The 23022-nt window shown below is 45.0% G+C and carries 6 protein-coding genes and 2 pseudogenes; 6 read left to right on the forward strand and 2 right to left on the reverse strand.

Annotated features, from left to right (window positions below):
• Positions 1 to 42 precede the first annotated feature (42 nt).
• Both D0A34_16065 and D0A34_16070 read left to right on the forward strand, forming a co-directional pair.
• Complete coding sequence (locus D0A34_16065) at positions 43 to 2370, forward strand: hypothetical protein (protein ID UNU20188.1); 2328 nt, start codon at positions 43 to 45, stop codon at positions 2368 to 2370.
• Between the two features lie 197 nt (positions 2371 to 2567).
• Positions 2568 to 7820, forward strand: a pseudogene (locus tag D0A34_16070) (GAF domain-containing protein).
• A 91-nt stretch (positions 7821 to 7911) separates the two neighbouring features.
• Here D0A34_16070 and D0A34_16075 read toward each other — a convergent pair.
• Positions 7912 to 16980: a CHAT domain-containing protein gene (locus tag D0A34_16075; GenBank protein ID UNU20189.1), complete on the reverse strand. Its 9069-nt coding sequence runs from the start codon at positions 16978 to 16980 to the stop codon at positions 7912 to 7914.
• Between the two features lie 899 nt (positions 16981 to 17879).
• Here D0A34_16075 and D0A34_16080 point away from each other — a divergent pair.
• The 3 genes and pseudogenes from D0A34_16080 to D0A34_16090 all read left to right on the forward strand — a co-directional run bounded on the left by D0A34_16080 (position 17880) and on the right by D0A34_16090 (position 20959).
• Positions 17880 to 18596: pseudogene (locus D0A34_16080) on the forward strand (PEP-CTERM sorting domain-containing protein).
• A 342-nt stretch (positions 18597 to 18938) separates the two neighbouring features.
• Positions 18939 to 20396 carry a F0F1 ATP synthase subunit beta gene (gene atpD, locus D0A34_16085; GenBank protein ID UNU20190.1) on the forward strand — a complete coding sequence of 486 codons (1458 nt, stop codon included), beginning with the start codon at positions 18939 to 18941 and terminating at the stop codon, positions 20394 to 20396.
• 155 nt (positions 20397 to 20551) lie between these two features.
• On the forward strand, positions 20552 to 20959 hold the full coding sequence (locus tag D0A34_16090; GenBank protein ID UNU20191.1) for a F0F1 ATP synthase subunit epsilon: 408 nt from the start codon (positions 20552 to 20554) through the stop codon (positions 20957 to 20959).
• A gap of 91 nt (positions 20960 to 21050) precedes the next feature.
• Here D0A34_16090 and D0A34_16095 read toward each other — a convergent pair whose 3' ends face one another.
• Positions 21051 to 21350 (reverse strand): hypothetical protein, encoded by a 300-nt coding sequence (locus D0A34_16095; protein UNU22327.1) that lies wholly within the window; start codon positions 21348 to 21350, stop codon positions 21051 to 21053.
• 271 nt (positions 21351 to 21621) lie between these two features.
• On the opposite strand from D0A34_16095, the gene D0A34_16100 reads away from it, so the two are divergent.
• A complete protein-coding gene (locus D0A34_16100; protein UNU20192.1) occupies positions 21622 to 22785 on the forward strand; it encodes an IS4 family transposase in 1164 nt (387 codons plus the stop codon).
• Positions 22786 to 23022 lie beyond the last annotated feature (237 nt).

Raw genomic sequence — 23022 nt, forward strand, 5'->3', positions numbered from 1 at the left:
GTTATCTATGACGATTGATCCAAGAATATCAGGAATATTTGTATGCCATTTTACGAACTGCTAAATGTTCCCCAACGGAACAAATTCTCTCCCTCTTCCGAAGATATCATAGGCGTTATCGACACCCTTTATGACTACGTTGAATTTGTTAAGGGCGATCGTATTGCTACGCTTCCTGAAGACCGTTGGGGAACGGAAGTGGCGGTGATCGGTGCAGGAGTTGCTGGATTGGTTGCTGCCTACGAACTTTTGAAAATGGGTGCAAAACCTGTACTCTTTGAAGCTAGCGATCGCATTGGCGGACGGGCTTATTCTAAACACTTCACCGAATCTGATGGCAAAGAATCTCCTGTTTTGGCTGAGTTGGGAGCGATGCGGTTTCCTCCCTCTGGAAAACTGTTTTTTTACTATCTCAGCCAGGTTTTTAATCTTTCCACACAAGGAGGCAGCTTTCCCGATCCGGGGAAAGTCCCAACAAAACTGTATTACGAAAATGAAGAGATAGACTGGCCAGAGGGTTGCGCGCACCCGAACAACAAAGAATTTGAACGCATTGGAAACGAGTGGAATAGTTTTGTGAATAAGCTAGTCGAACCACTTAAACAAGCTTGGGGGGAATTAGCAACTGTCAAACAAAAAGGCGATGCTCAAGAGTACCAACAAAAGCGGAAAAAGCTCAGACAAATTTGGCAAGGTTATATCTATCGCTATCAAAACATCAGCTTCTACAAAGCAGTTCGTCAGGGGATTCCCAGTTGGACAGACGAAGATGCCAACAAATTTGGCGCACTTGGCATGGGTTCAGGAGGATTTGGGCCGTTATTTCCGATTAATTTCCTAGAATTCCTGCGAATCGTAGCTAACGGCTGGGAAGACAATCAGCAACTTCTCCCCTTTGGCATCAGCGCCTTTATTGAGAAATTTTACACCGAGCCAGTTGATTCTCCTCGGGGAAGGCAATCGCTGCAAGATTTGAATGCCCTGCATCTAAACACTCCAGTTACCGCCATTAAATACCAAAATGGTAAACCCGTCGTTTACTATACCAATCCAGATAAGAGCGAGCAATCGAAATCCTTTGAAGCGGTTATTGTTACAACCACAACTCGCTCAATGGAGTTAATGGGGTTAACCCTCGACTTTCCTACCAGTTCTGATGCGGTTATTGCTAAACAATCCGTTCAGGTGGCATTACGCAACCTACACTTAACCACCTCTTCAAAACTGTTTATTCGCACGAAAACAAAGTTTTGGTTGGATGATAATGGTCAGCCAAAACCGAATATTCCCCAAAATATTCAAACTGACGAATTACCGCGTGGCATCTACGCCCTTGACTATCCCAAAGAATACAATCCTGACAACAACGGAGTCGTCGTGGTTAGCTACACTTGGGAAGATGATTCAACGAAGTTAATGGGATTAAGCCCGCAAGAGCGGCTGAAACTGTTTAAAAAGGCGATCGCCAATGTAAGTCCCGAGTTTGCCAAAAATCTCGTTCCCCTTAAGTTTAAGGACAAGGAGGGTAAGGACAAGGACGATATTTTGTGTATTGACTGGCAAGCAGAAGATTATTACTACGGCGCCTTTAAGCTTCAGTATCCCGGACAAGAACCCAACACTCAGGCGGCGTACTATCAATTTTTAAGCGCCCTTGACTCTCAAAGCGATCGAGGAGTTTACCTGGCAGGTGATAGCATTTCTTGGGCAGGAGGTTGGACAGAAGGAGCGATGCACACAGCAATTAATGCGGCTTGCGCTGCTGCTAAACGCCTTGGTGCAACAGTCAAAGACAACTCACCTCTAATTCAAGATTCGCGCCTCTACTACTACGGGCAACGCCTTCTGCGCCATGAAAAGGCGGTTGGCTATTCAAACGATACCAACAATGAGCTTTACAATTGGTTTGACGATACAGAAGCAGCGAAAAATCAAGTCTTTCCCTTTTTGACCAAAATTGTTGTTCGTCACGGGGATATTATCGATCGCCTGCAAGTATGTTACGGCGATGAATGTCTGTTTGCTCGTGGTGGTAACGGTGGCGAAGAAAGTATCTTTGAAATCGAACCTGGAGATTCTCTCGTTGAAGTTTCGGGTTATTACGGCACTTGGTATGGTTGGAGAGCTATTCTGCAATTAACCTTTAAAACCCAAGATGGTAAAACCGCAACTTACGGGACAAAAAACAACGCTTCCAAGATGGAGTCTTTTTCCTTTACTGCTAACTCAGGCCAAAAGGAACGCATCTTGGCTTTTCACGGTTCTACATTTTCAGGAAACTTGGCAGGCGGACGTGCCACTTCGTTTCTAGGGTCTCTAGGGGTAACGATTGAATACCCCGATACTTCTCTTGAAGCAAAGTCAGGCTGAATGAGAATAATAATTAAGTATCAAAAGAGCGAGGGGAGTTGTTAAAACAGGCGATCGCCAAGGTGAATCCTGAATTCGCAAATAATCTTGGGTTTCCTAGCGAGGATGATATCTTAAATATAGATATCTCCAGAGACTAGGTGTTTATTTAGACAGGACAAAAATTTGAAATTATTTTTTGGAGAAGTCTAATGACGATCGTACTTAGTGGTTACCAGATAATTGCTCCGATTTATGAAAGCGCCAAATCCATAGTTTATCGAGGTATCCGACAACAGGATAACCAACCTGTTATCTTCAAGATGCTCAAGCATAACTATCCCACACCAAGCGAACTGACCCATTACAAGCAGGAGTATGAGATTGCTAGCAATCTGAACATCCAGGGAGTCATCAAAGCTTATAGCCTCCAGGAGTATCAAAGAAGGTTGGTTATCATCCTAGAGGATTTTGGGGGCACCTCCTTAAAGATGTTAATTAACGACCCTGTAGAGGCGAAAAATATTGCGTCCCTACCAAATTTTCTCCACATTGCCATCAAAATAGCAGAAATTCTGGGCAACATTCACGCTGCCAACATTATTCACAAGGATATTAACCCCGCAAATATTCTTTTTAATCAAGAAACAGGACAAGTTAAAATTATCGACTTTGGTATTTCCACCGTCTTCACTCGCGAAAATCCCACCCTGAAAAGTCCGAATGTTTTAGAAGGAACATTAGCTTATATTTCTCCAGAGCAAACCGGGAGGATGAATCGTTTCCTCGATTACCGCAGTGATTTTTATTCTCTTGGCATTACTTTCTACCAACTCCTCACCGGACAACTTCCATTTACTACTAACGATGCTTTAGAGTTGGTGCATTGTCATATTGCTAAACAGCCCGAGCCACCCCATCAAATCGATCCAGAAATACCCAAGCCTGTTTCCGATATTGTGATGAAGATGATAGCGAAAACGGCTGAAAATCGATACCAAAGTGCTTTTGGCATTAAAACTGATTTGGAAATATGTCTGAACCAGTTACAAATCCAAAACCTAATTGAGCCATTCACTCTCGGTTCTCAAGAGATATCCGGCAAGTTTCAAATTCCCCAAAAACTATACGGACGTGAGGCAGAGATTGCTACTTTATTAGCAGCCTTCGATAGAGTAGCAGCAGGGAAAGTAGACGGAATCGAACTGATGCTGGTAGCTGGTTATTCTGGGATTGGTAAATCAGCATTAGTCAAAGAAATTTATAAGCCAATTACTCGCGCTCGCGGCTATTTTATTGCCGGAAAATTCGATCAGTTTCAGCGTAATATTCCCTACTCCGCTGTAGTGGCTGCTTTTTCTGACTTAGTTCGACAATTGTTAACAGAAACAGAAACACAACTAAACAAATGGCGAGAAAAAATATTAACAGCTTTAGGTGTTAATGGTCAGATCGCGATCGATGTAATTCCTGAACTAGAACTAATTGTGGGCAAACAACCACCAGTACCGAGTTTAGGATTTGCTGAAGCGCAAAATCGCTTTAATATAGTATTCCAAAACTTTATTCGCACTTTTTGTTCTCAAGACCATCCGTTAGTTATATTTTTGGATGACTTGCAATGGGCAGACTCTGCTACTCTCAAATTAATTCAACTAATGATGACGGATGCAGATACGCGATACCTATTTTTAATAGGAGCGTATCGGGATAACGAAGTCAACTCGACTCATCCTTTGACGGTGGCTTTGGAAGACATCCGCGCCGGAGGATCGACTGTCAATAGGATCGCGCTCGCACCTTTAAGAAGAGAACATATTAGCCAGATTATTGCTGATACATTGTCTAGTACCATAGAAACCGTACAACCCTTATCCGAATTAGTAGTTAGAAAAACTAATAGCAACCCTTTCTTTCTCAATGAATTTTTGAAAAATTTGTACAATGAAGAGTTAGTTTATTTCAACTTGGATTCGCATATTTGGACATGGAATATCGCTCAAATTCAAGAGATAGCAATAGCAGATAATGTAGTTGAGTTAATGATTGCTAAGCTCAAAAAAATGACTGAATCCAGTCAGCAAGTCTTGCGTTTAGCAGCTTGTGTGGGCAGAGATTTTGACTTGAATACCCTATCAATTATTTGCGGAAAATTGGCAGTAGAGCTTTTTTCACATCTCAGAGCCGCCATTCAGTCAGAGTTAATTATTTCCTTATCAGAACTAGATTCAGAACTTTTAATCCAATCTTATAAATTCGGGCACGATCGCATCCAGGAAGCTGCATATGCTTTGATTGACGAATCAGAGAAAAAAGCAATTCATTTACAGATTGGTCGCCTACTTCGGCAAAATAGGCTACCCGAAACCTTGTCCGAAAAAATATTTGAAATCGTCGATCATTTTAATATAGCAGTTGAACTGATTACCCATCAACAAGAGCGAGACGAAATTGCCAAGCTGAATCTAATAGCAGGTCAGAAAGCAAAAGCAGCAACAGCTTATAGTGAAGCAGTTGAATATTTGCATACGGGATTAAATCTCTTGGCACAAGATAGTTGGCAAGGGCAGTACGAATTAACGCTCAATCTTTATACAGAAGCGGTAGGGGCAGAATACTTAAATACCAATTTTGAGGAAGCTGAAAAACTTTCTGAAGTTGTGTTTGAACAAGCTAAAACGGTACTAGATAAATTCAAGGTTTATGATGCAAAGATGCAGTTTGCTTGCGTTCAAAATCAGATGTCTTCTGCGATAGATACTGGGTTAAAACTTCTGGAAATGTTAGGTGTGTTTCTGTCAAAAATACCGCCAACTAACTTGAATATTGACAGTCTTTATGAATTGCCCGAAATGACTGACCCTGCCTTATTGTCAGCTATGCGTATATTCATAAATTTATTTAGTCCTGTCTGTATTAGTAATCCTGCCTTATTATCAACGATCGCATTTACCATGCTCGAACTATGTCTTCGAGAAGGGAATTCGCCCCAAGCTGCTTTCGCTTACGTTTTTTATGGAGTTCTTTTGTGTACGGAAATGAACGAGATCGAGGCGGGATATAAGTTTGGTAGATTAGCTTTGCAGGTGTTAGACAAATTTGAATCTAGCGATATAAAATGTAAGGTTCATGAAGTATTTAATGCTTTCATTAGACACTGGAAAGAACCTGCTCGCGCCTCAATAGAAGCTTTGCGCCAAACCGTTCAATTCGGGCTGGAAACTGGAGATTTAGAATTTGCCGGTTATTCTGCTATTCACTATTGTGCTTACATATTATTGGTGGGATATCCTCTGGAGTTAGTCGCTCAAAAGCAGATGGCATATATTGAATTTCTTCATAAATCAAAACAGAATTTTTCCCTGTTTTATGCCCAAATTTGGGTGCAGTTAGCCTTGAATTTAATGGGTAAAGCTAAAAATAAAACTTGCTTAATGGGTGAGCTTTTCAACGAAGAAGAAATGCTACCCTTTTTGCAAAACAATAATAATCTTAGTTCTTTGTTTGCAGCCCATCTAGTCAAAAGTATTCTCAGTTATTTATTTAAAGACTATCAGGAAGCTACCAACAATGCAGCGCTCGCTACAAAGTACGAACAAGCGATGGCAGGATTGCTTCCTGCCACTGAACATCCATTTTACTATTCTTTATCCCTTCTGGCTTTGTATGAAAAGGCTGATAGCGATAAAAAAAAAGAATATCTCGAACAAGTAAATCTTAATCAAAATAAAATGAAAAAATGGGTCGATTGTGTGTCGATAAATTTCCAGCACAAATACGACCTAGTGGAGGCTGAAAAAGCGAGAGTATTAGGTCAGAATTGGCAAGCCGCAGAACTGTACGAGCGAGCGATTAAAGGTGCTAGAGACAACGGATATATTCAAGATGAAGCCCTGGCTTATGAGTTGGCGGCTGAATTTTATCTAACAAGTGGTATGGATCAAATTGCCCAAACTTATTTACAAGAGGCATACTATAGCTATACTCGCTGGCAAGCTTGGGCAAAAGTTGAGGATTTGGAATCAAGATATTCGCAGTTACGAACTAAATCTTCGGCAGCCACTCGCTTTACAGAAGCGCCTACGACTTTAACCCAAATAAAAAGTACCAAAAGCTCGGACATCGCTTTAGATTTCGCGACAGTCATCAAAGCTTCTCAAGCTATTTCTGGGGGAATTTTCCTAGAGCAACTACTACCAAAATTGATGAAAATTTTGATTGAGAATGCCGGCGCGCAAGTGGGTTTTATAATTTTAGAATCTCAGGAAAGATTGCTGATTGAAGCTGAAGGTTCTGTTGAGTCAGAACAAGTCACAGTCTTACAGTCAATCAACATTGAAACTAGCGAAAAGCTGCCGCTAGGTGTCATCCAATATGTGGCGAGAACTCAAGAAGATGTCGTTTTATCGGATGCTACTAACGAAGGAGTTTTTACTCAGGAACCCTATATTGTCAAAAACTTGCCCAAGTCAGTTTTATGTGCGCCCATTCTCAATCAAGGGAAACTGATTGGGATTCTGTATTTAGAAAATAAATTGACAGTAGGAGCCTTTACGAGCCAGCGTTTAGAAGTCCTTAAGGTTCTATCTTCCCAAGCCGCTATTTCGATCGAAAATGCCCGACTCTATCAAAACTTAGAAGATAAAGTCGCAGAACGCACTGCTCAACTAGCTGAAGCGAATCAAGAAATTAGCACCCTGAATCAAAAACTAAAAGCCGAAAATGTCCGCATGAGTGCAGAACTCGATATTGTCAAACAACTGCAACAAATGGTGTTGCCAAAACAGTCAGAATTAGAGGCAGTGGAAGGCTTAGAAATAGCTGGGTTTATGGAACCAGCAGATGAAGTTGGCGGCGATTACTACGACGTATTGCAACAGGATGGTCAAGTCAAGATTAGCATTGGTGATGTCACCGGACATGGTTTAGAAAGTGGCGTGTTGATGATTATGGCACAAACGGCTGTCAGGACGCTTCAGAAAATGAACGCAACAGATCCAGTGAAGTTTTTGGAGGTTCTCAACCAGACTCTTTATGAAAATCTCCAGCGCATGGACTCTTCTAGAAATATGTCTCTAGCTATCTTAGACTATGCCGGAGGTGTCCTGAAATTAAGCGGACAACATGAAGAAATAATTGTGGTGCGCGCTGATGGAAAATAGGAGCGCATAGACACGATGGATTTAGGCTTTCCCATTGGCTTAGTAGAAGAGATTGGCGACTTTATTGCTCAAACAGAAGTGCAGTTAAATCCTGGGGATGTGGTGGTGCTTTATACTGATGGAATTCCAGAAGCTAAAGATATTAATAAAAGGCAGTACGGATTAAAAAGGTTGTGGCAAGTGGTGGTTGAAAATCGTCAGCGCTGTGCCCAAGAAATTCGGGAAGCCGTGATTGATGATGTGCGGCAGTATATTGGGACTCAGAAAGTTTTTGATGATATTACTTTGGTGGTGATGAAGCAGAAATAGAGTTCCACACCCGCTGGATCGATCGGCGCTTGAAACCGCTACTACACAACAAAAGTCCGCCTTCGCGGACTCAAGAAATCAAGATGGCAGCTTACCAAGGGCTTCCGATCATGGTGAAACTACTCCAATAGTAAGGATGAGAAAAACTTTGGTTTGCTTGTTGTAAATTAGCAGGTAAATTTAACTTGTCGCCTGTTGTTACTAGCTGTCCGTTTTCCAGCCGCACTTTACCGGACATTATTGCTTGTTGAGCGCGTTGCAAAGCTTCTGCCTTTGTTGTGGTTCCTCGCAACTGCTGGTAAAATTCGCTCATTAGCCCCAAAGTGCCTCCATCGTCAACATACCACAAACTCCCTAAAGCAGATTTGGCGCCGGATTTTACTGCTAAACCTCCAAAACCTAACTCTGCTTCCCGATCGCCCACAGCAGTTCTACAAGCACTCAATACTAACAAGTCTACCTGCGGATTGCGCCAATTCAAACTCTCCATGCGATCGAGCTGCAATTTGGAATTCCACAGTTGAATGTAGGAATTGCTCGGTTTTCCCGGTTTGAATTCAGCGTGAGTTGCTAGGTGAACGATCCGAAATCCTCCCTTGGCGTGTTCCGACGTGAGATTATCTAAAGTGAAAGTAGAATTGAGGAAAGATGGGCTCTGCCACTGAGCCGAAATCGCCTGCAATTCGATCGGCACACTGGGCAAGGGCTGTTGGTCAACAAATTCCGACCTTCCCATTGCTAGCACGGTGGCGTCTCTAACTGCTTTATAATCGGTATTAGTCGAACTAAAACTTGGAATTAGGCTGAAACTGTATTTTTCCATCAAGAAGCCTTTACCGTCGTGCAAAGCGGCCAAGGGCAGGCTTCGCAATCCCGCATCGACTGACACTAACAAAGTCTGAATTCCTAAGTTTTCTAAGTCTTTTTCTAGGGGTGCGATCGCCCATTTATATAGTTGCTGGGCCGCGGCTAGATAACTGGTACTACCGCGTTTTGCGGGATTGGTGATTTCATCGCGCAACTCCTTAACGGTGGGAAAAAGAGCTGCTCTGTTGGCTTCGGGGACGCTGTAGTGAATCGGCCGCCCCACGGGAGCAACTAAAATTAGTTCCAGTCGATCGGCTCGCGAGACTATGTAGATAATACCAGACCGCTTGCCGGTTTGCTGTTCAATATTTTGTAGAGTTTCTTGGAATGTCGAAATCAAGGTTTTTTCCTCTGGGAGGTTGGCTTTTACTCCCAGGTATTCTCCAAATTCTTGATTCCTCATTTCTTCGATTCCCCAGACTATTTTCTGTATGTCGTTACCTTCAAAAAGTCGATCAGGAGATCGAACATATCCCAGAACTAAATTAGAAGTAGGGTTGACTGTTGGTGGTTGTTTTGATTCTGGTGGGGACGGTACGATGTCGGCGGGTAATGGACTGGTGATACTTTGATCGATGGTTAAAATTCGATCGGAAGCAGCAACAGGGGGATTGTCTCGCGGTGGAGTTTTCGGGGGTTGAAAGTCTTCTGAATCAGGGGTTGAAGGTTGCGGTGCGGGTGTATCTCCGGCTGTGGGCGATGCTAGTGTTGTCACAGGTGCGATCGGATTTAAGGGATCTTGTACAGATTCTAGGGCTGACGTTACCGGCTGATTTTCCTGTTGATTGATGACCATTACTTGCTGATTTTCCTGCTGATTTGTTTCCGTTACTTGCTGATTTTCCTGCTGATTTGTTTCCGTAACCTGCTGATTTGTTTCCATTACCTGCTGATTTGTTTCCGTTGTTTGCGGAAGTATTGGCAGAACGGTTCCCGTTGTTTCCGTTATTGGCGGAACGGTTCCCGTTATTGGCGAAACGGTTTCCGTTATTGGGGGGATTGTTGGCGGAATTGTTGGCAGAACGGTTCGCGTTATTGGGGGAATTGTTGGCGGAATTATTGGGGGAATTGTTTGCGTTAGGGGCGGAATTGCTGGCGGGACTGTGGCCGGAATTGTTGGGGGAATTGTTTGCGTTAGGGGCGGAATTGTTGGGGGAATTGTTTGCGTTAGGGGCGGAATTGTTGGGGGAATTGTTTGCGTTAGAGGCGGAATTGTTGGGGGAATTGTTTGCGTTAGAGGCGGAATTGTTGGGGGAATCGTTTGCGTTAGAGGCGGAATTGTTGGGGGAATTGTTTCCGTTAGAGGCGGAATTGTTGGGGGAATTGTTTCCGTTAGAGGCGGAAGTGTTGGGGGAATTGTTTCCGTTAGGGGCGGAATTGTTTCCGTTAGGGGCGGAATTGTTGGGGGAATTGTTTCCGTTGTGGGGGGAATTGTTGGGGGGATTGTTTCCGTTGTGGGGGGAATTGTTGGGGGGATTGTTTCCGTCGTTGTGGGCGGAACGGTTGGCGTCGGGTCGATCGCGTCATCAGTCAAAAACGCAATATTACCAACACTACTAGAACGCGGAAACGACTGCGATGTAATGGTAGATTGTCCCGTTGTAATTGCACCCGCCGTACCGTTGCTAGCAGCATCCCCCACCACAAACGGTTGAATCGGCGTCCCTCCATCTCCCCCAGCGTGCACAATTGTAATTTGGCCACCCCCGGCGGCGCCAGCAGTAGAAATGCTAGCAAATCCCGTCGGGGAAACTGGGGTGGAAAAAGCACCCGTAGCGCGGAAAAATCCCCCCGTCGATTCAATAAAGACCTCGCCCCCGGTGCCGCCAGTACCGCCTTGGGCATTGATCCACTCTACTTGAATATCGCCGATCGGATCTAAGAACACATTGCCGGCATTTCCGACTATACCGCTAGAGTTAATCTGTCCGGCCGTAATTGAAGTTATCGCCTTAACAGTTATGTTACCGCCACTGTTTCCCGATGTATTCAAATTGCCTGCTGTGAAGTTGTTACCGCTTGTAAAGAGAATTTCTCCGCCATTAGTAGTAATATTTTTAACACTTATATCGCCCTTGGCAGTAATATCGACTTTGCCTGCGGTGACATCTCCCGATAAATTGACTTTTTCCGTGTTTGGTGCTGTCAATTGTTGCGCGTTAATTGTCGAGTTTCCTGTCACATTGCCAGCATTTTCGATCGCAAGATTTCCTAACTTGCTGGTGCCACCCACCGCACCGTTGAAAGTGATGCTGCCGCTACCGGAGGCTAGAGTTAAGTTGCGGGCATTAATGCTGTCACTGTCGATCGCACCTCCAAAGGTAATATTCCCCCCGGCTGTACTCAATATCGCATCTTTCGTCAACCCGAGAAGACCGTTAATATTGATATTGCCCTGATTAGTAGTAACATTGCCACCCAACTTAGTGCTTGCAGCAGCAATATTTAAACCAGAATTGCTCGCAATATTACCTGTGAACTCCGCCTGCGTTGCAGTAACATTCAAAGCAGAAACTGGTGCTGTTCCTCCGATATTTCCTTGCACCAGCACATTTCCTGTAGCTGCATCTAAGTTCAACAAATGGTTGCCGCCGATCCCCCCAATTATCTTAATATCTCCGCCGCCGGTACGGAGATTAATATCGTTTCCGAGTTGGACAGTGCCGTTGAGAGCGATCGGATTTTTATTGGTATTGATGCCATCATTTAAATTAATCGTGGAAGCATTGATAGCAATGCTGCTGTTGTCATTTCCGGTAAGAGTGCCATCAAGTGCGATCGCACCAGTTCCCGTTTGGATATTTACTGGATCTAAAAATGTAAGATTAGAGGGAAGACTAACATTTGCACTGCTATCCGATCGCCCGATCGCGATCGAGCTAAATCCATTTTGAATTAAACTAATTTCCGATGCAGTCAAATCTAAAGCGCTAGTATTGTTATCAGTTCCGCCAACAGCAATATTTTGTCCGGCTGTTGCGGGTTGCAGTGTTAACGCGCCCGTACCCGAAACATTCCCCGAGAAATCTATTTCACCGGCTGTTAAATTCAGCGGGTTACTACCTGCCGATAAACTCGAACCGAAAGCAATTGTTGCATCTCCCAGCGTAAAACTTACAGGAGCTGTTAATGTCACCGGATCACTAAAAGTAATGTTATCATTAGTTGTGGTGATATTTCCGCTAACCGCAACAGTTCCCCCGCCATTTTGAATAAATGCACCGTCTAAGTTCAGGTTGTTCTCAATATTTAGATTTACCTTATTGGTGATTGTGAGCGTGCCGTCATTGGTGGTTGTTACCGTTCCTTTGAGATTGACATTATCAGCCGCAATACCCAGATTGCCAGCTACGTCAACTGTCTTGTTGAAACTAATCCCGCTGCCTAAAATAATCGAGTTTTTGGCAATTGTGACAGCATCTGCATAAGTTTGACTGCCAGTTGTAGTGACATTGCCCCCTAAAGATATCTTGCTGTTGGCAGTTAAATTAGTGAGAGGAGTTGTTTCGCCGATCGTACTTTTGAAGGTAAGATTACCGCTAGCAGCATTTACAGTCAAATCGCTGGTACCATCAACAGTATTATTGAAAGTAATGCTGTCGCCTGAAAGAATCGGATTATTGGCAATTGTAACTGCATCTCCATAAGTTTGACTGTCTGTTGTAGTGACATTGCCCCCTAAAGATATCTTGCTGTTGGCAGTTAAATTAGTGAGAGGAGTTGTTTCGCCGATCGTACTTTTGAAGGTAAGATTACCGCTAGTCGCCTTCACAGTCAAATCGCTGGTACCATCAACAGTATTATTGAAAGTAATGCTGTCCCCTGAAAGAATCGGATTATTGGCAATTGTAACTGCATCTCCATAAGTTTGACTGCCAGTTGTAGTGACATTGCCATTAAGTTGAGTTGTGCCGCCAACATCGGTAGTCAAACTCGCGGCATTGACTGTTTGATTAAATGCAGTTGTGCCTGTAGAATTAGCTGTTAAATTGCCGATCGCATTTGTTGGATTCCCAACTGCACCATTGAATGTAACATTACCGGTAACTGCATTCGCCGTTAAATCGCTGCTGCCGTTAACAGTATCGTTGAAAGTAATTTCGCTGCCTGCGAGAATCGGATTATTGGCAATTGTAACTGCATCTCCATAAGTTTGACTCCCGATTGTAGTGACATTGCCATTGAGCTGAGTTGTGCCATCAATATCTGTAGTCAAACTCGCGGCCTTGACTGTTTGATTAAATGTAGTTGTGCCAGCACTACTCTTGACGGTGACATTTCCTATTCCTAATGCCGGGGTGTTGCCTACAGCACCTTTAACGTCAATGTTTCCAGTACCTGTTTCTAAGGTAAGATTGCCACTGCCATCAATGTTATTGTTAAACAGAATATTGCCACCGGCTGCAGTGCCATTGCTGACTAACACGCTATCTCCAACTAAGGTATTGCCGTTAATTGTGATATCTTGAGATTGGGTGGTAATATTGCCATTCAGGTTATTAGTTGTAGCATTCAGAGTAATTGAAGCATTATCAGTTCCCGAAATCGATTGATTGGGATTTACAGAAATAGTGCCTTGAGTATTGAAACTCACAGGATCGGGAAAAGATACTGCCAAATTCTCTACAGTGATATTGCCTGTAGTAGTCTTCCCTCCGAAAACAATGGCACTAAAGCCATTACGCAATGAGGATAAAAACGGTGCTCCTATATCGATCGCCTGCGGATCGTCAGGAAGTCCAGCCTGGAAGCGAATTCCGACATTTGGCGAAAAAGGCTGAATTGACAAAGTACCTTGACTCTTGACCGAATCTGCTATTCCCGAAGATATAATCTCATTGCCGCTAATGGTAATATTTCCAGTACCGGGCAATCCATTAGCATCAATGCCTTGTATCCCAATTTGCTTGGGAGTTGCGATCGCGATATCTCCGGCGGCACCGGAACTAGAACTAGAGTTAAGATTACCAACAGTAATATTGTTGGCACTGAGTGTAATCGGGCCACCATTTTCGGTACTGGATGTGGTATCAATTCCCACTGCACTCGTATCAATATTGCCCTTAGTGCTGGTAAGGCTGATCGCTCGTCCGGGATTTGTGATATTGCCAGCAGTAATATCGCCTGTAGTCGTAGCAGTAATATCGCCTGTAGTTGTAATTGCGATCGGGTTCGGACTGGTGACATTGAGAGAATGTTCTATTTTCAGGGAACGCAATGGCACAGGCGTCCCAATTGGCCCGCTGAGATTAATAATACCTGTTCCCGTAGTCAAAACTAGGTTGCCATCGCCGTCAACCGTTCCCCCAAAATTAATGTCGCCTGCATCCGTTAACCCAGTATCGAGAGTGACATTAGAACCCGCAGCGAGAGAGACTTGCTCACCAAAGGTAATATTCTGTTCGTTGGTGAGAATATTTGCGTTTAAGTTAGTCGTTGGAGCCTTAAAAGTAATTGAAGCGTTGTTTACACCTGTAATGTTTCCATCGACTGCAATGGTGGCAGCTTGCATAGTGACGGGGAAATTAAAAGTAACACCAGCGGGGTCAACGGCGAGATCCCCCGTCCCATCCGTGCGCCCGATAATCATTTGGGAAAACCCATTCAATACGGGAGGTGCGAGTTCCGCTGCACTGAGATTCAAACGAGCGTCCGTAGTATTGCCGCCCACAGTAATATCTAAAGTGGGAGTAAGCGGCTGCAACTGGATAGTCCCAGTACCTTTAACTTGACTTGTTTCTGACAATAGAATTTCATCGCCCGTCAAAGTGACATTGCCGCCTAAAGTCGCGTCAATCACACCGTCGATGAGGTTAATTGCAATGGAATTGTTGTTAGCACTTCCGGTGAGGCTAATATTACCCGTTCCCATAGCTTGCACCCTATTAGGACCAGCCTCGTCGCCCTGGCCTAAGTTAATCCCATAGCTGCTAAATTCAGTCCCTACACCGATACCGGTTAAAGCAATATCCCCATTCTGCGATCGTATGCTGCTTGCGACGAGCGTGATCCCACGATTACTGCCCGTCCCTGCACTGCCCGTGCCCGTCAACGTTACCTTTCCCAGACCTGCGCTGTTGACTGTAGAATAGACTAGCAATATACCGTTGTTGGCAGCCCCAGTCCCAGCACCTGTACCAGTCAGACTGACATTTCCAGAGATCGCTTCCACTCTGCCGCCACTAACTGATATCCCTTGATTGCCGCCATTAGTCCCATTGCCGCCAACACCGCTCAGAGTCACATTCCCGGTGCCTGCCGATTGCACTGTGCTGCTGGTAATAGATATCCCTGTGTTATTAAATGTCCCGTTCCCACCAGTACCGTTGAGAGTAATACTCCCTGTCCCGGTCGATTCTACTGTGCTGATAAAAATGTTAATCCCGTTGTTCTCGCTTCGAGTTCCATTACCGCCAGTACCGTTAAGAGTAATACTTCCACTCCCAACCGTCGTGATTTCGCTGTTAGAAAGATCAATGCCGTGATTGTTCCTGTCTCCAGCGAGTCCTTGACCTCTAATAGAAATATTTCCAGTGCCGGCATTGAGGGTGGAATCGGTGAGAGAAACTCCGATGGGATTTGGCGCTGTCCCTACTGCTGGGGAATTTGACGGGTTGCTGCCTCCTCCTAAAATGATGTTGCCGCCGTTGGAGTTGATGGTAGCATTGGTAATGGCGATCGCCCCTGCACCACTGGTATCTACATCTGCATTCAGGGTGATACTGCCACCGTTAGCCGTGATATTTTTGTTAACAAGTATGCTGTTATTAGCATTCAGAGTTAGGGAATTACTATTCGTCCAAGATACCGGAGCGCTGACTGTAATATCGCCTTGGCTCGGAAAACCCGACGCAGTGGAAATAGTCACATTTCCCAAACCTAGCTGTGTTTGCAGCGTCCCATTATTAATTGTAGAAGTACCCGCCGAGGGCGTAAATGCTCCCCCTGCTAAAGTCCCGCCTGCATCCGCACCTTCGATAATAGTAATATCAGTAGGGTCTAACAGTAATGTGCCAGCGATCCCAAAGGTTGATCGCAAATCAACTAATCCTTGAAAATCCAGCGATTGCTTTCCCGACACTTCCACAAAGCCGCCATTCCCAGAAAATAAACCGCCTCTGGCCGTAATATTCCCATTAAAACGAGTAGTTTCATCCGCCCAAACTATAACTCGCCCGCCATTCCCATTACTAATAGCATCAGCATTAATCGTCGAGTCGCTGCTAACAAAAGTCCGCGCAGCATTGGATACAGCCCCCAAACCCTGATAATCTCCGCCAATCAGTACATTACCGCCGCCGTTAACCCCAGAAGCATCGATATTGCCCGCAATAATACCTACTCGATCGCCTAAAATATTTACAGTACCGCCCGTGTTGCCAGAGACATTGAGACTGCCAGAGGCGATCGCAGTTCCCGCAGTTACGGGCACAGCAGCATTCCCCGTTAACACAACTTCCCCATTGGGATTTACCGTCAAACCCGTCGCCTGTGCCACACCTTGTCCAGTCAGCAACTCCGGCAAAGATAACACTGGCTGCGTCCAATTATTCGGCAGCGAACTTTGATTTGCTGTCGGCTGAATATCCAAACTCAATAAATTTCCAGCTTGACTAATTCGCACCAAATTGTTACCCGGTACGGCGCTGATCAGAATATTGCCGCTAGGCGCATTTACCTGACCATTATTGACAACCGTACCGCCAATCAAACTTAAACTTTGACCTGGTGCCACCGTCAAATTGCCTGTATTAACAATGCTTCCCCCTTGCAAATTTGTAAACGCAAAACTATTCGGTGCCCCGATTAATGTTGCCCAATTGTTATTTCCGATCGCACTAAACCACTGATTGTTCCCAAAACCAATCCCTGTCGCCGTAGTAGCATTAAAAGATCCAGGCACATTGAGACTGGCATTCGGCCCGAAAATTATGCCGGCAGGATTCATCAAAAATAAATTGGAATTTCCCCCCGTCACTTGAATTAAGCCATTTATTAAAGAAGGATTACCCCCAGTAATCCTTCCCAAAATATTTTGAATATTGGGATTAGTCAGAAAGTTAGCCGTTTGAGCCTCGCTGAGGCCGAACTGAGTAAAACTGTGAAAAAGATTAGCCCCATCTCCGCTGAATGCCCCCCCGGAAATGTCGTAGCGGTTGCCGCTGGGAGTAACAACTGTGTTAGTGCCGTCTGGTGCCGGGGCGATGGGTTGTGCGTTTGCCGAACCCGCCGCTGCACTCAGCCAGCTAACAATGAATAACCATCCGAGCAAATTTAGTCTGTTGGCTGTCATTGTGTTTAAAGATTGTGCTTAAAGTGCGATCGTATTTATTTCTACTATTTTTACTCCTAAAAATTTCTCATGTCAATAGGAGCCGCCTATTTTGGGTGAGAAAATAATTAGCACTGAAAAAGAAAATGTATGGTTTTAATTACTATGATTTACGTAAAAACAGTTTTTTTACTAGAAGTCAGGCGCGGGAAATGAAACTTGGTTTCTTTTTTTGACTTTCCCTGCTTCCCTGACCCAACTACCTTAAAAAACCGGGTTAATGCGTCCGGGACTGTTGGTGAAAATATGGCGCGGAATGCGAGGGCTAGAGGTTTAAAAAACTCGGAATATTAGTCAAAAGTACGTAAGTACCGATCGCCTATTATACAGCTTGCTTAGAGAGGCAAAAAACTCGCTCAAACCCCTACTCGCGGTCGCCGCTGCTTCTTTCTGCATCGGGCGACCAGCTTGCAGCCCGCTTTCACGAACAACTGACTGAACAGCCGACGTTCTCTCAAAAACTTTATATTTTAGGGATGAACTTTACCAAAACTTCATAAAGCTCGATTAAAAATTTTATGTATTTTTGATGAAAGCCAAGAGTTGCAAGTCTTGTACTCAACTTTAGACTGTTACTAAAACGAAGTAAATGTAGTAGGTTGGAAGTCTCGGCAGGATGAAAAGCTTGCTGTTACAGATTAAACTGTGCCAATCTGGTGTCAGTGAAAACTCTTAGAAGAAGCACTCATTTACTCCAAAACACCCTTAAGTAAGATCTCTCTGTAGATTCACTGGTGTGGAGCCTCTTCTTTAAATTTGACGATCGTCCTAAATATAGCAGGCTCGCGATCGTCGATTCGCGTCACGGCAACATGGCATTTTGCGCCTTACTACGTAACACTACTGGAGGAATCAGGGTTATGACTACCTTAACGCTAGTCAAAAAAACATCTTTTACAGTCGCCAGCTTGGCAACCACAATGTTGCTCAGCATCTGCACGCCCGTCAGAGCTTTCATGTTTGGCACTGCCGGCATCCAGTTCGATGAAGATACCAATATAAACTTTACCTTTGACCAATCTCACAGCCCTTACCAGTCCAGCTTGTGGGTGGCCCAAGCTCAGTCAGGAAACAATGGCTACACCAACATCGCCAGACTGTTTAACGAGACTAAACCCTCAGATAACGGCTCTGCCAACAACTGGGAAGCAACCTTCGGCAACGCAGTCACCTCCGAAAACGGCTCCATCACCCAAACCTTCACATTTTTGCAGGATCAAATTTATGCCCTGCTGCTGTGGAGTGACACGGGTACCGGCAAGCCTTTGGAGCAATACGTCTCGTCGAGTACCTTCATGAACAGCCCCCAATGGTGGGCCGCCGGCACCCAGTTCCGAAGAGATGAATGTCGGGTTGCGGGATGTCAGCTTGCTGTGTTTGGTGACTTTAGGCTTGACTACAACTCCAGCGACTCATTTGCAAACATCAACGGCGGTAAAGGCCCCGAGCAATTTTCATCGCTCACAAAGGCCCAACTGGCTATGGGCACAAAAATCTCCTTCGACGATGCCAAACCAAGAACCGAGCTTGACTTCAAAGACTTCACCGTGTCGGCTGAGTTAGTCCCCGAACCAGTCCCCGAACCAGTCCCCGCACCAGTCCCCGAACCAGTCCCCGCACCAGTCCCCGAACCAGTCCCCGCACCAGTCCCCGAACCAGTCCCCGCACCAGTCCCCGAACCAGTCCCCGAACCAGTCCCCGAACCAGTCACAGTGTTCGGGACTATGCTGGGGATCGGGGCTTTGGCTGCGGCTCGCAGGAAAAAAAAGCGAGGGCAGTAACAAAAAAAATGACTCTTAACCAGCCCCATACAAATCTAAATAGTGCGTCTGTTCAGTGGTACTCTGAGAAATAGCATTTCTAAATGTTAAGACTTTTTCCATAACGGGAAAAATAGCATCCTAACAAAGGCACTATTCATGGTATCCACCGCAGAAAAAACGAACGTAGGCTACATCACCCAAATCATCGGGCCAGTTGTAGACGTAAAATTCCCAGGCGGCAAACTGCCCCAAATCTATAACGCTCTCACAATTTCCGGCAAAAACGAAGCAGGTCAAGACGTTGCTGTTACCTGCGAAGTTCAACAACTGCTCGGAGACAGCCAAGTGCGCGCCGTTTCCATGAGTACCACCGACGGCTTGGTGCGTGGCATGGAAGTAGTAGATACCGGGGAAGCAATCCAAGTTCCCGTCGGAATCCCAACTCTCGGCCGGATTTTTAACGTCATCGGTCAACCCGTAGACAACCTCGGCCCGGTCAATACTTCCGAAAGTATGCCCATCCACCGCAACCCGCCGGCTTTCACCGAACTGGAAACCAAGCCTTCGGTGTTTGAAACCGGGATCAAGGTGATTGACCTGCTGGCGCCCTACCGTCGCGGTGGCAAAATCGGTTTGTTCGGCGGCGCAGGCGTCGGCAAAACCGTGATTATGATGGAACTCGTGAACAACATCGCCAAGGCTCACGGTGGCGTGTCCGTGTTCGGTGGTGTGGGCGAGCGTACCCGCGAAGGTAATGACCTCTACAAAGAAATGATCGAGTCGGGGGTTATTGACGAAGAAGACCGCAGCAAGTCGAAAATTGCTCTGGTTTACGGTCAAATGAACGAGCCGCCTGGTGCTCGGATGCGCGTGGGCTTGTCGGCTCTGGCGATGGCCGAATACTTCCGTGATGTCAGCAAGCAAGACGTGCTGCTGTTCATTGACAATATCTTCCGGTTTGTGCAAGCGGGTTCTGAGGTATCGGCTCTGTTGGGTCGGATGCCTTCGGCTGTGGGATATCAGCCGACTCTCGGTACAGACATGGGCGACTTGCAAGAACGGATTACTTCGACTACCGAAGGTTCGATTACTTCGGTTCAAGCTGTGTACGTACCTGCGGATGACTTGACTGACCCCGCACCGGCTACGACTTTTGCTCACTTGGACGCTACAACTGTGTTGTCTCGCGGTTTGGCTGCGAAGGGGATTTATCCTGCGGTGGACCCGCTGGATTCTACGTCTACGATGTTGCAAGTTAGCGTTGTCGGCGAAGAGCACTATGGTGTTGCTCGTCAGGTGCAATCTACTCTGCAACGCTATAAGGAATTGCAAGACATTATTGCAATTTTGGGCTTGGACGAGCTGTCGGAAGATGACCGCTTGACAGTTTCTCGCGCTCGCAAAATTGAACGGTTCTTGTCTCAACCGTTCTTTGTGGCTGAAGTGTTCACCGGTTCCCCCGGCAAGTACGTCAAGCTGGCAGACACCATTAAGGGCTTCCAGATGATTTTGGCTGGCGAACTTGACGAATTACCGGAACAAGCTTTCTATTTGGTGGGCGATATCAACGAGGCGATCGCCAAAGCTGAAAAAATGAAAGCTGACGCCAAGTAATTTTAGTCATGAGTCAGTAGTCAGTCGTCAGTCGTTATTAGTTATTAGTTATTAGTTATTTGTTATTGGTAACAACTGACAACTGACAACTGACAACTGACAACTGACAACTGACAACTGACAACTGACAACTGACAACCGACAACTGACAATTTATGACATTAACTGTGCGCGTAGTGGCCCCAGACAAAACTGTTTGGGATTCTAATGCTGAAGAAGTAATTCTGCCGAGCACCACAGGCCAACTAGGTATCTTGAGCGGTCACGCTCCAATGTTGACAGCTTTGGATACCGGAGTAATGCGCGTCCGTCCCGGCAAGGAATGGGTGTCTATTGCTCTGATGGGTGGCTTTGCAGAAATCCAAGAAAACAAAGTTACTATTCTTGTCAACGGCGCTGAAAAAGGCGAAACCATTGATAAAGAAGCTGCTCGTACTGCTTACACCGAAGCAGAAGCTCGTTTGGAAAAGGCTACTAGCGGCACTTTGCAAGAGCAAATTCAAGCCAAGCAAGCCATCAAACGCGCGAGAGCTCGTTTCCAAGCTGCCGGTGGCACGCTCTAGCTCTAAGGGTAGAGACATAGTGCTTTTGTAGTAGGGACACAACATTGTTGTGTCCCTACTGTTTTTCTCGCGTTGTGTCCCTAATGTTTTGCTAAACTCCCGCCTCCGACAAGAGAGACTGCATTGTTTCCCAAGATAACCCCTGCTGAAGATAGCGGGGGTTATTTGGATTGTAAGGGCTCTCCACGCGATCGACACTGACAATTTTTGCTTCCTCCGGCAAAACAGGAACCTCGGGATCGAAAGCGGTCGATCGCGTCAAAGAGCTAGAAAAGCCTTTAAAAATAGCAATTTCATCGAATTCGCCGTCAATTTGGGCCTTGACGATTAAAACTTCGTGCGATCGTTTTACCGTGTATTGTTCCAAGCGACGAGCAATAGAGTCAGCCATAGCAAATCTCACTTTCCTGAAATCTGCTATAATATAGCTTAATTTTGTGGCTAATTTCAGGGACAGCGAGCCAATATTTTATTCTTAATTCAACCGTTTTTAACAGCAGGAAGTAAGCGCACCTAATAGAGTTTATCTAAGAAAAATAAACTATTTTAATTCTGGGAGGGTGACAACCCGCCTGAAACCAGGATGGAGTAAAGGTTTTGCCCACTTATGCTAAAAAAAGATAGGCAGCCGAATTGTTACAAGCTAGCCTACCCGAAAAATAATGTTACCCACATTCTACCAAACCCACTTACAAAAACAACTAACGCACACCCAGTTGAGGTTGCTCACAATATTATTGGATCTTATACAATCGGAAAAACAAGTGAGGCTGGAACGGCTCGCACGGGTATTTCCCTATCCAATTACTACGGAAAGTCGCCGTCGCAAACTGCAAAGATTTCTTGACATACCTCAATTAACGATCGCACTTATCTGGTTTCCCTTAATCAGTTATTGGTTAACCACGTATTGCTCTGTGGGGCAAACTTTATCAATTGCGATCGACCGCAGTCAATGGGGGTGTATCAATCTGTTTACGATCGCCCTACTTTGGCAGCGAAGAGCTATCCCATTATACTGGTGCGTCTTACCCAAATTAGGTAACAGTAATTTATCAGAACAAACTCTCGCTCTGCAGCAAGTATTACCATTACTTAAAGAATATAAAGTGATGGTTTTGGGCGATGGCGTCCCGCCCCGCAAGCTACGTGAATTTTGTTCGGTAGACCTGGGAAGCTGGCTGAAGACAATGGGTGTGTCTTTTTGCTTGAGACTGAAAAAAAATCATTGTCTGGAAACAGAAAACTTGATCTGGGAACGCTTAGACCAATTAGGAGTAGTGCCTGGAACATCTTTGTATTTTCAAGGAGTGAGGGTCAGAAAAACTCAACCAGTAGCAGGATTTGATATTGCTTGTAAATGGAAACGCAAATATCGGGGAAGGAAAGTAAAAGACGCCTGGTTTATTTTGACAGATTTAGGCTCGTTGCCAGTAGCGATCGCCGCTTATAAACAACGAATGGGAATTGAAGAAATGTTTAGAGACTGCAAGAGTGGAGGTTATAATCTAGAAGGGAGTGGTTTAAGGGGAGATAGACTGATTAAGATGATTCTGTTAATGGCGATCGTTTACACTGCAGCGATATTTCAAGGCACTGAAATTCAGAAAAAGCAGGTGCAAAAATATGTATCTCGCCAGAAAGACCAGCCCCAAAAATACCGTAGAAGGAGTATATTTGGGAGCGGTCAGGATGGAGAAAAGTGGGTAAATTATCTTGATCGCTACGAATTAGAAGTTCAAGAGTTAATGAAGTTAACCCGCAATAAACGTCGCTTTTACCAACAGGGTCTACGGGCTGCAACCTTGATTAGGTCTAGTTCCTAGACCTCTTTGTCACCCTCCTAGATTTTAATTAGGGAAAACCTATTTGTCCGATATTTTATGAGCCACAAAAAGACTAGGCTTACATTATTAAATATAAGTTTAATTTCTCTTAAATAGCGTTTTACTTGGGGATATACGCTACTATTTATAGTGTTTTTTTGCTGTAGTTCAGCTCTGGCAAGTTGCAACTCAGAGCTAATAAATAACTCTACAGCAAAAACCCAAAATGCACCCTCA

Source organism: Microcoleus vaginatus PCC 9802, assembly GCA_022701275.1.
GTDB lineage: Bacteria > Cyanobacteriota > Cyanobacteriia > Cyanobacteriales > Microcoleaceae > Microcoleus > Microcoleus vaginatus_A.

What these genes read in the sequence shown, in the direction of transcription:
- D0A34_16065 (UNU20188.1), top strand. Translation starts at nt 43, where the DNA reads ATGCCATTTTACGAACTGCTAAATGTTCCCCAACGGAACAAATTCTCT.
- D0A34_16075 (UNU20189.1), bottom strand. Translation starts at nt 16,980, where the DNA reads ATGACAGCCAACAGACTAAATTTGCTCGGATGGTTATTCATTGTTAGC.
- atpD (UNU20190.1), top strand. Translation starts at nt 18,939, where the DNA reads ATGGTATCCACCGCAGAAAAAACGAACGTAGGCTACATCACCCAAATC.
- D0A34_16090 (UNU20191.1), top strand. Translation starts at nt 20,552, where the DNA reads ATGACATTAACTGTGCGCGTAGTGGCCCCAGACAAAACTGTTTGGGAT.
- D0A34_16095 (UNU22327.1), bottom strand. Translation starts at nt 21,350, where the DNA reads ATGGCTGACTCTATTGCTCGTCGCTTGGAACAATACACGGTAAAACGA.
- D0A34_16100 (UNU20192.1), top strand. Translation starts at nt 21,622, where the DNA reads ATGTTACCCACATTCTACCAAACCCACTTACAAAAACAACTAACGCAC.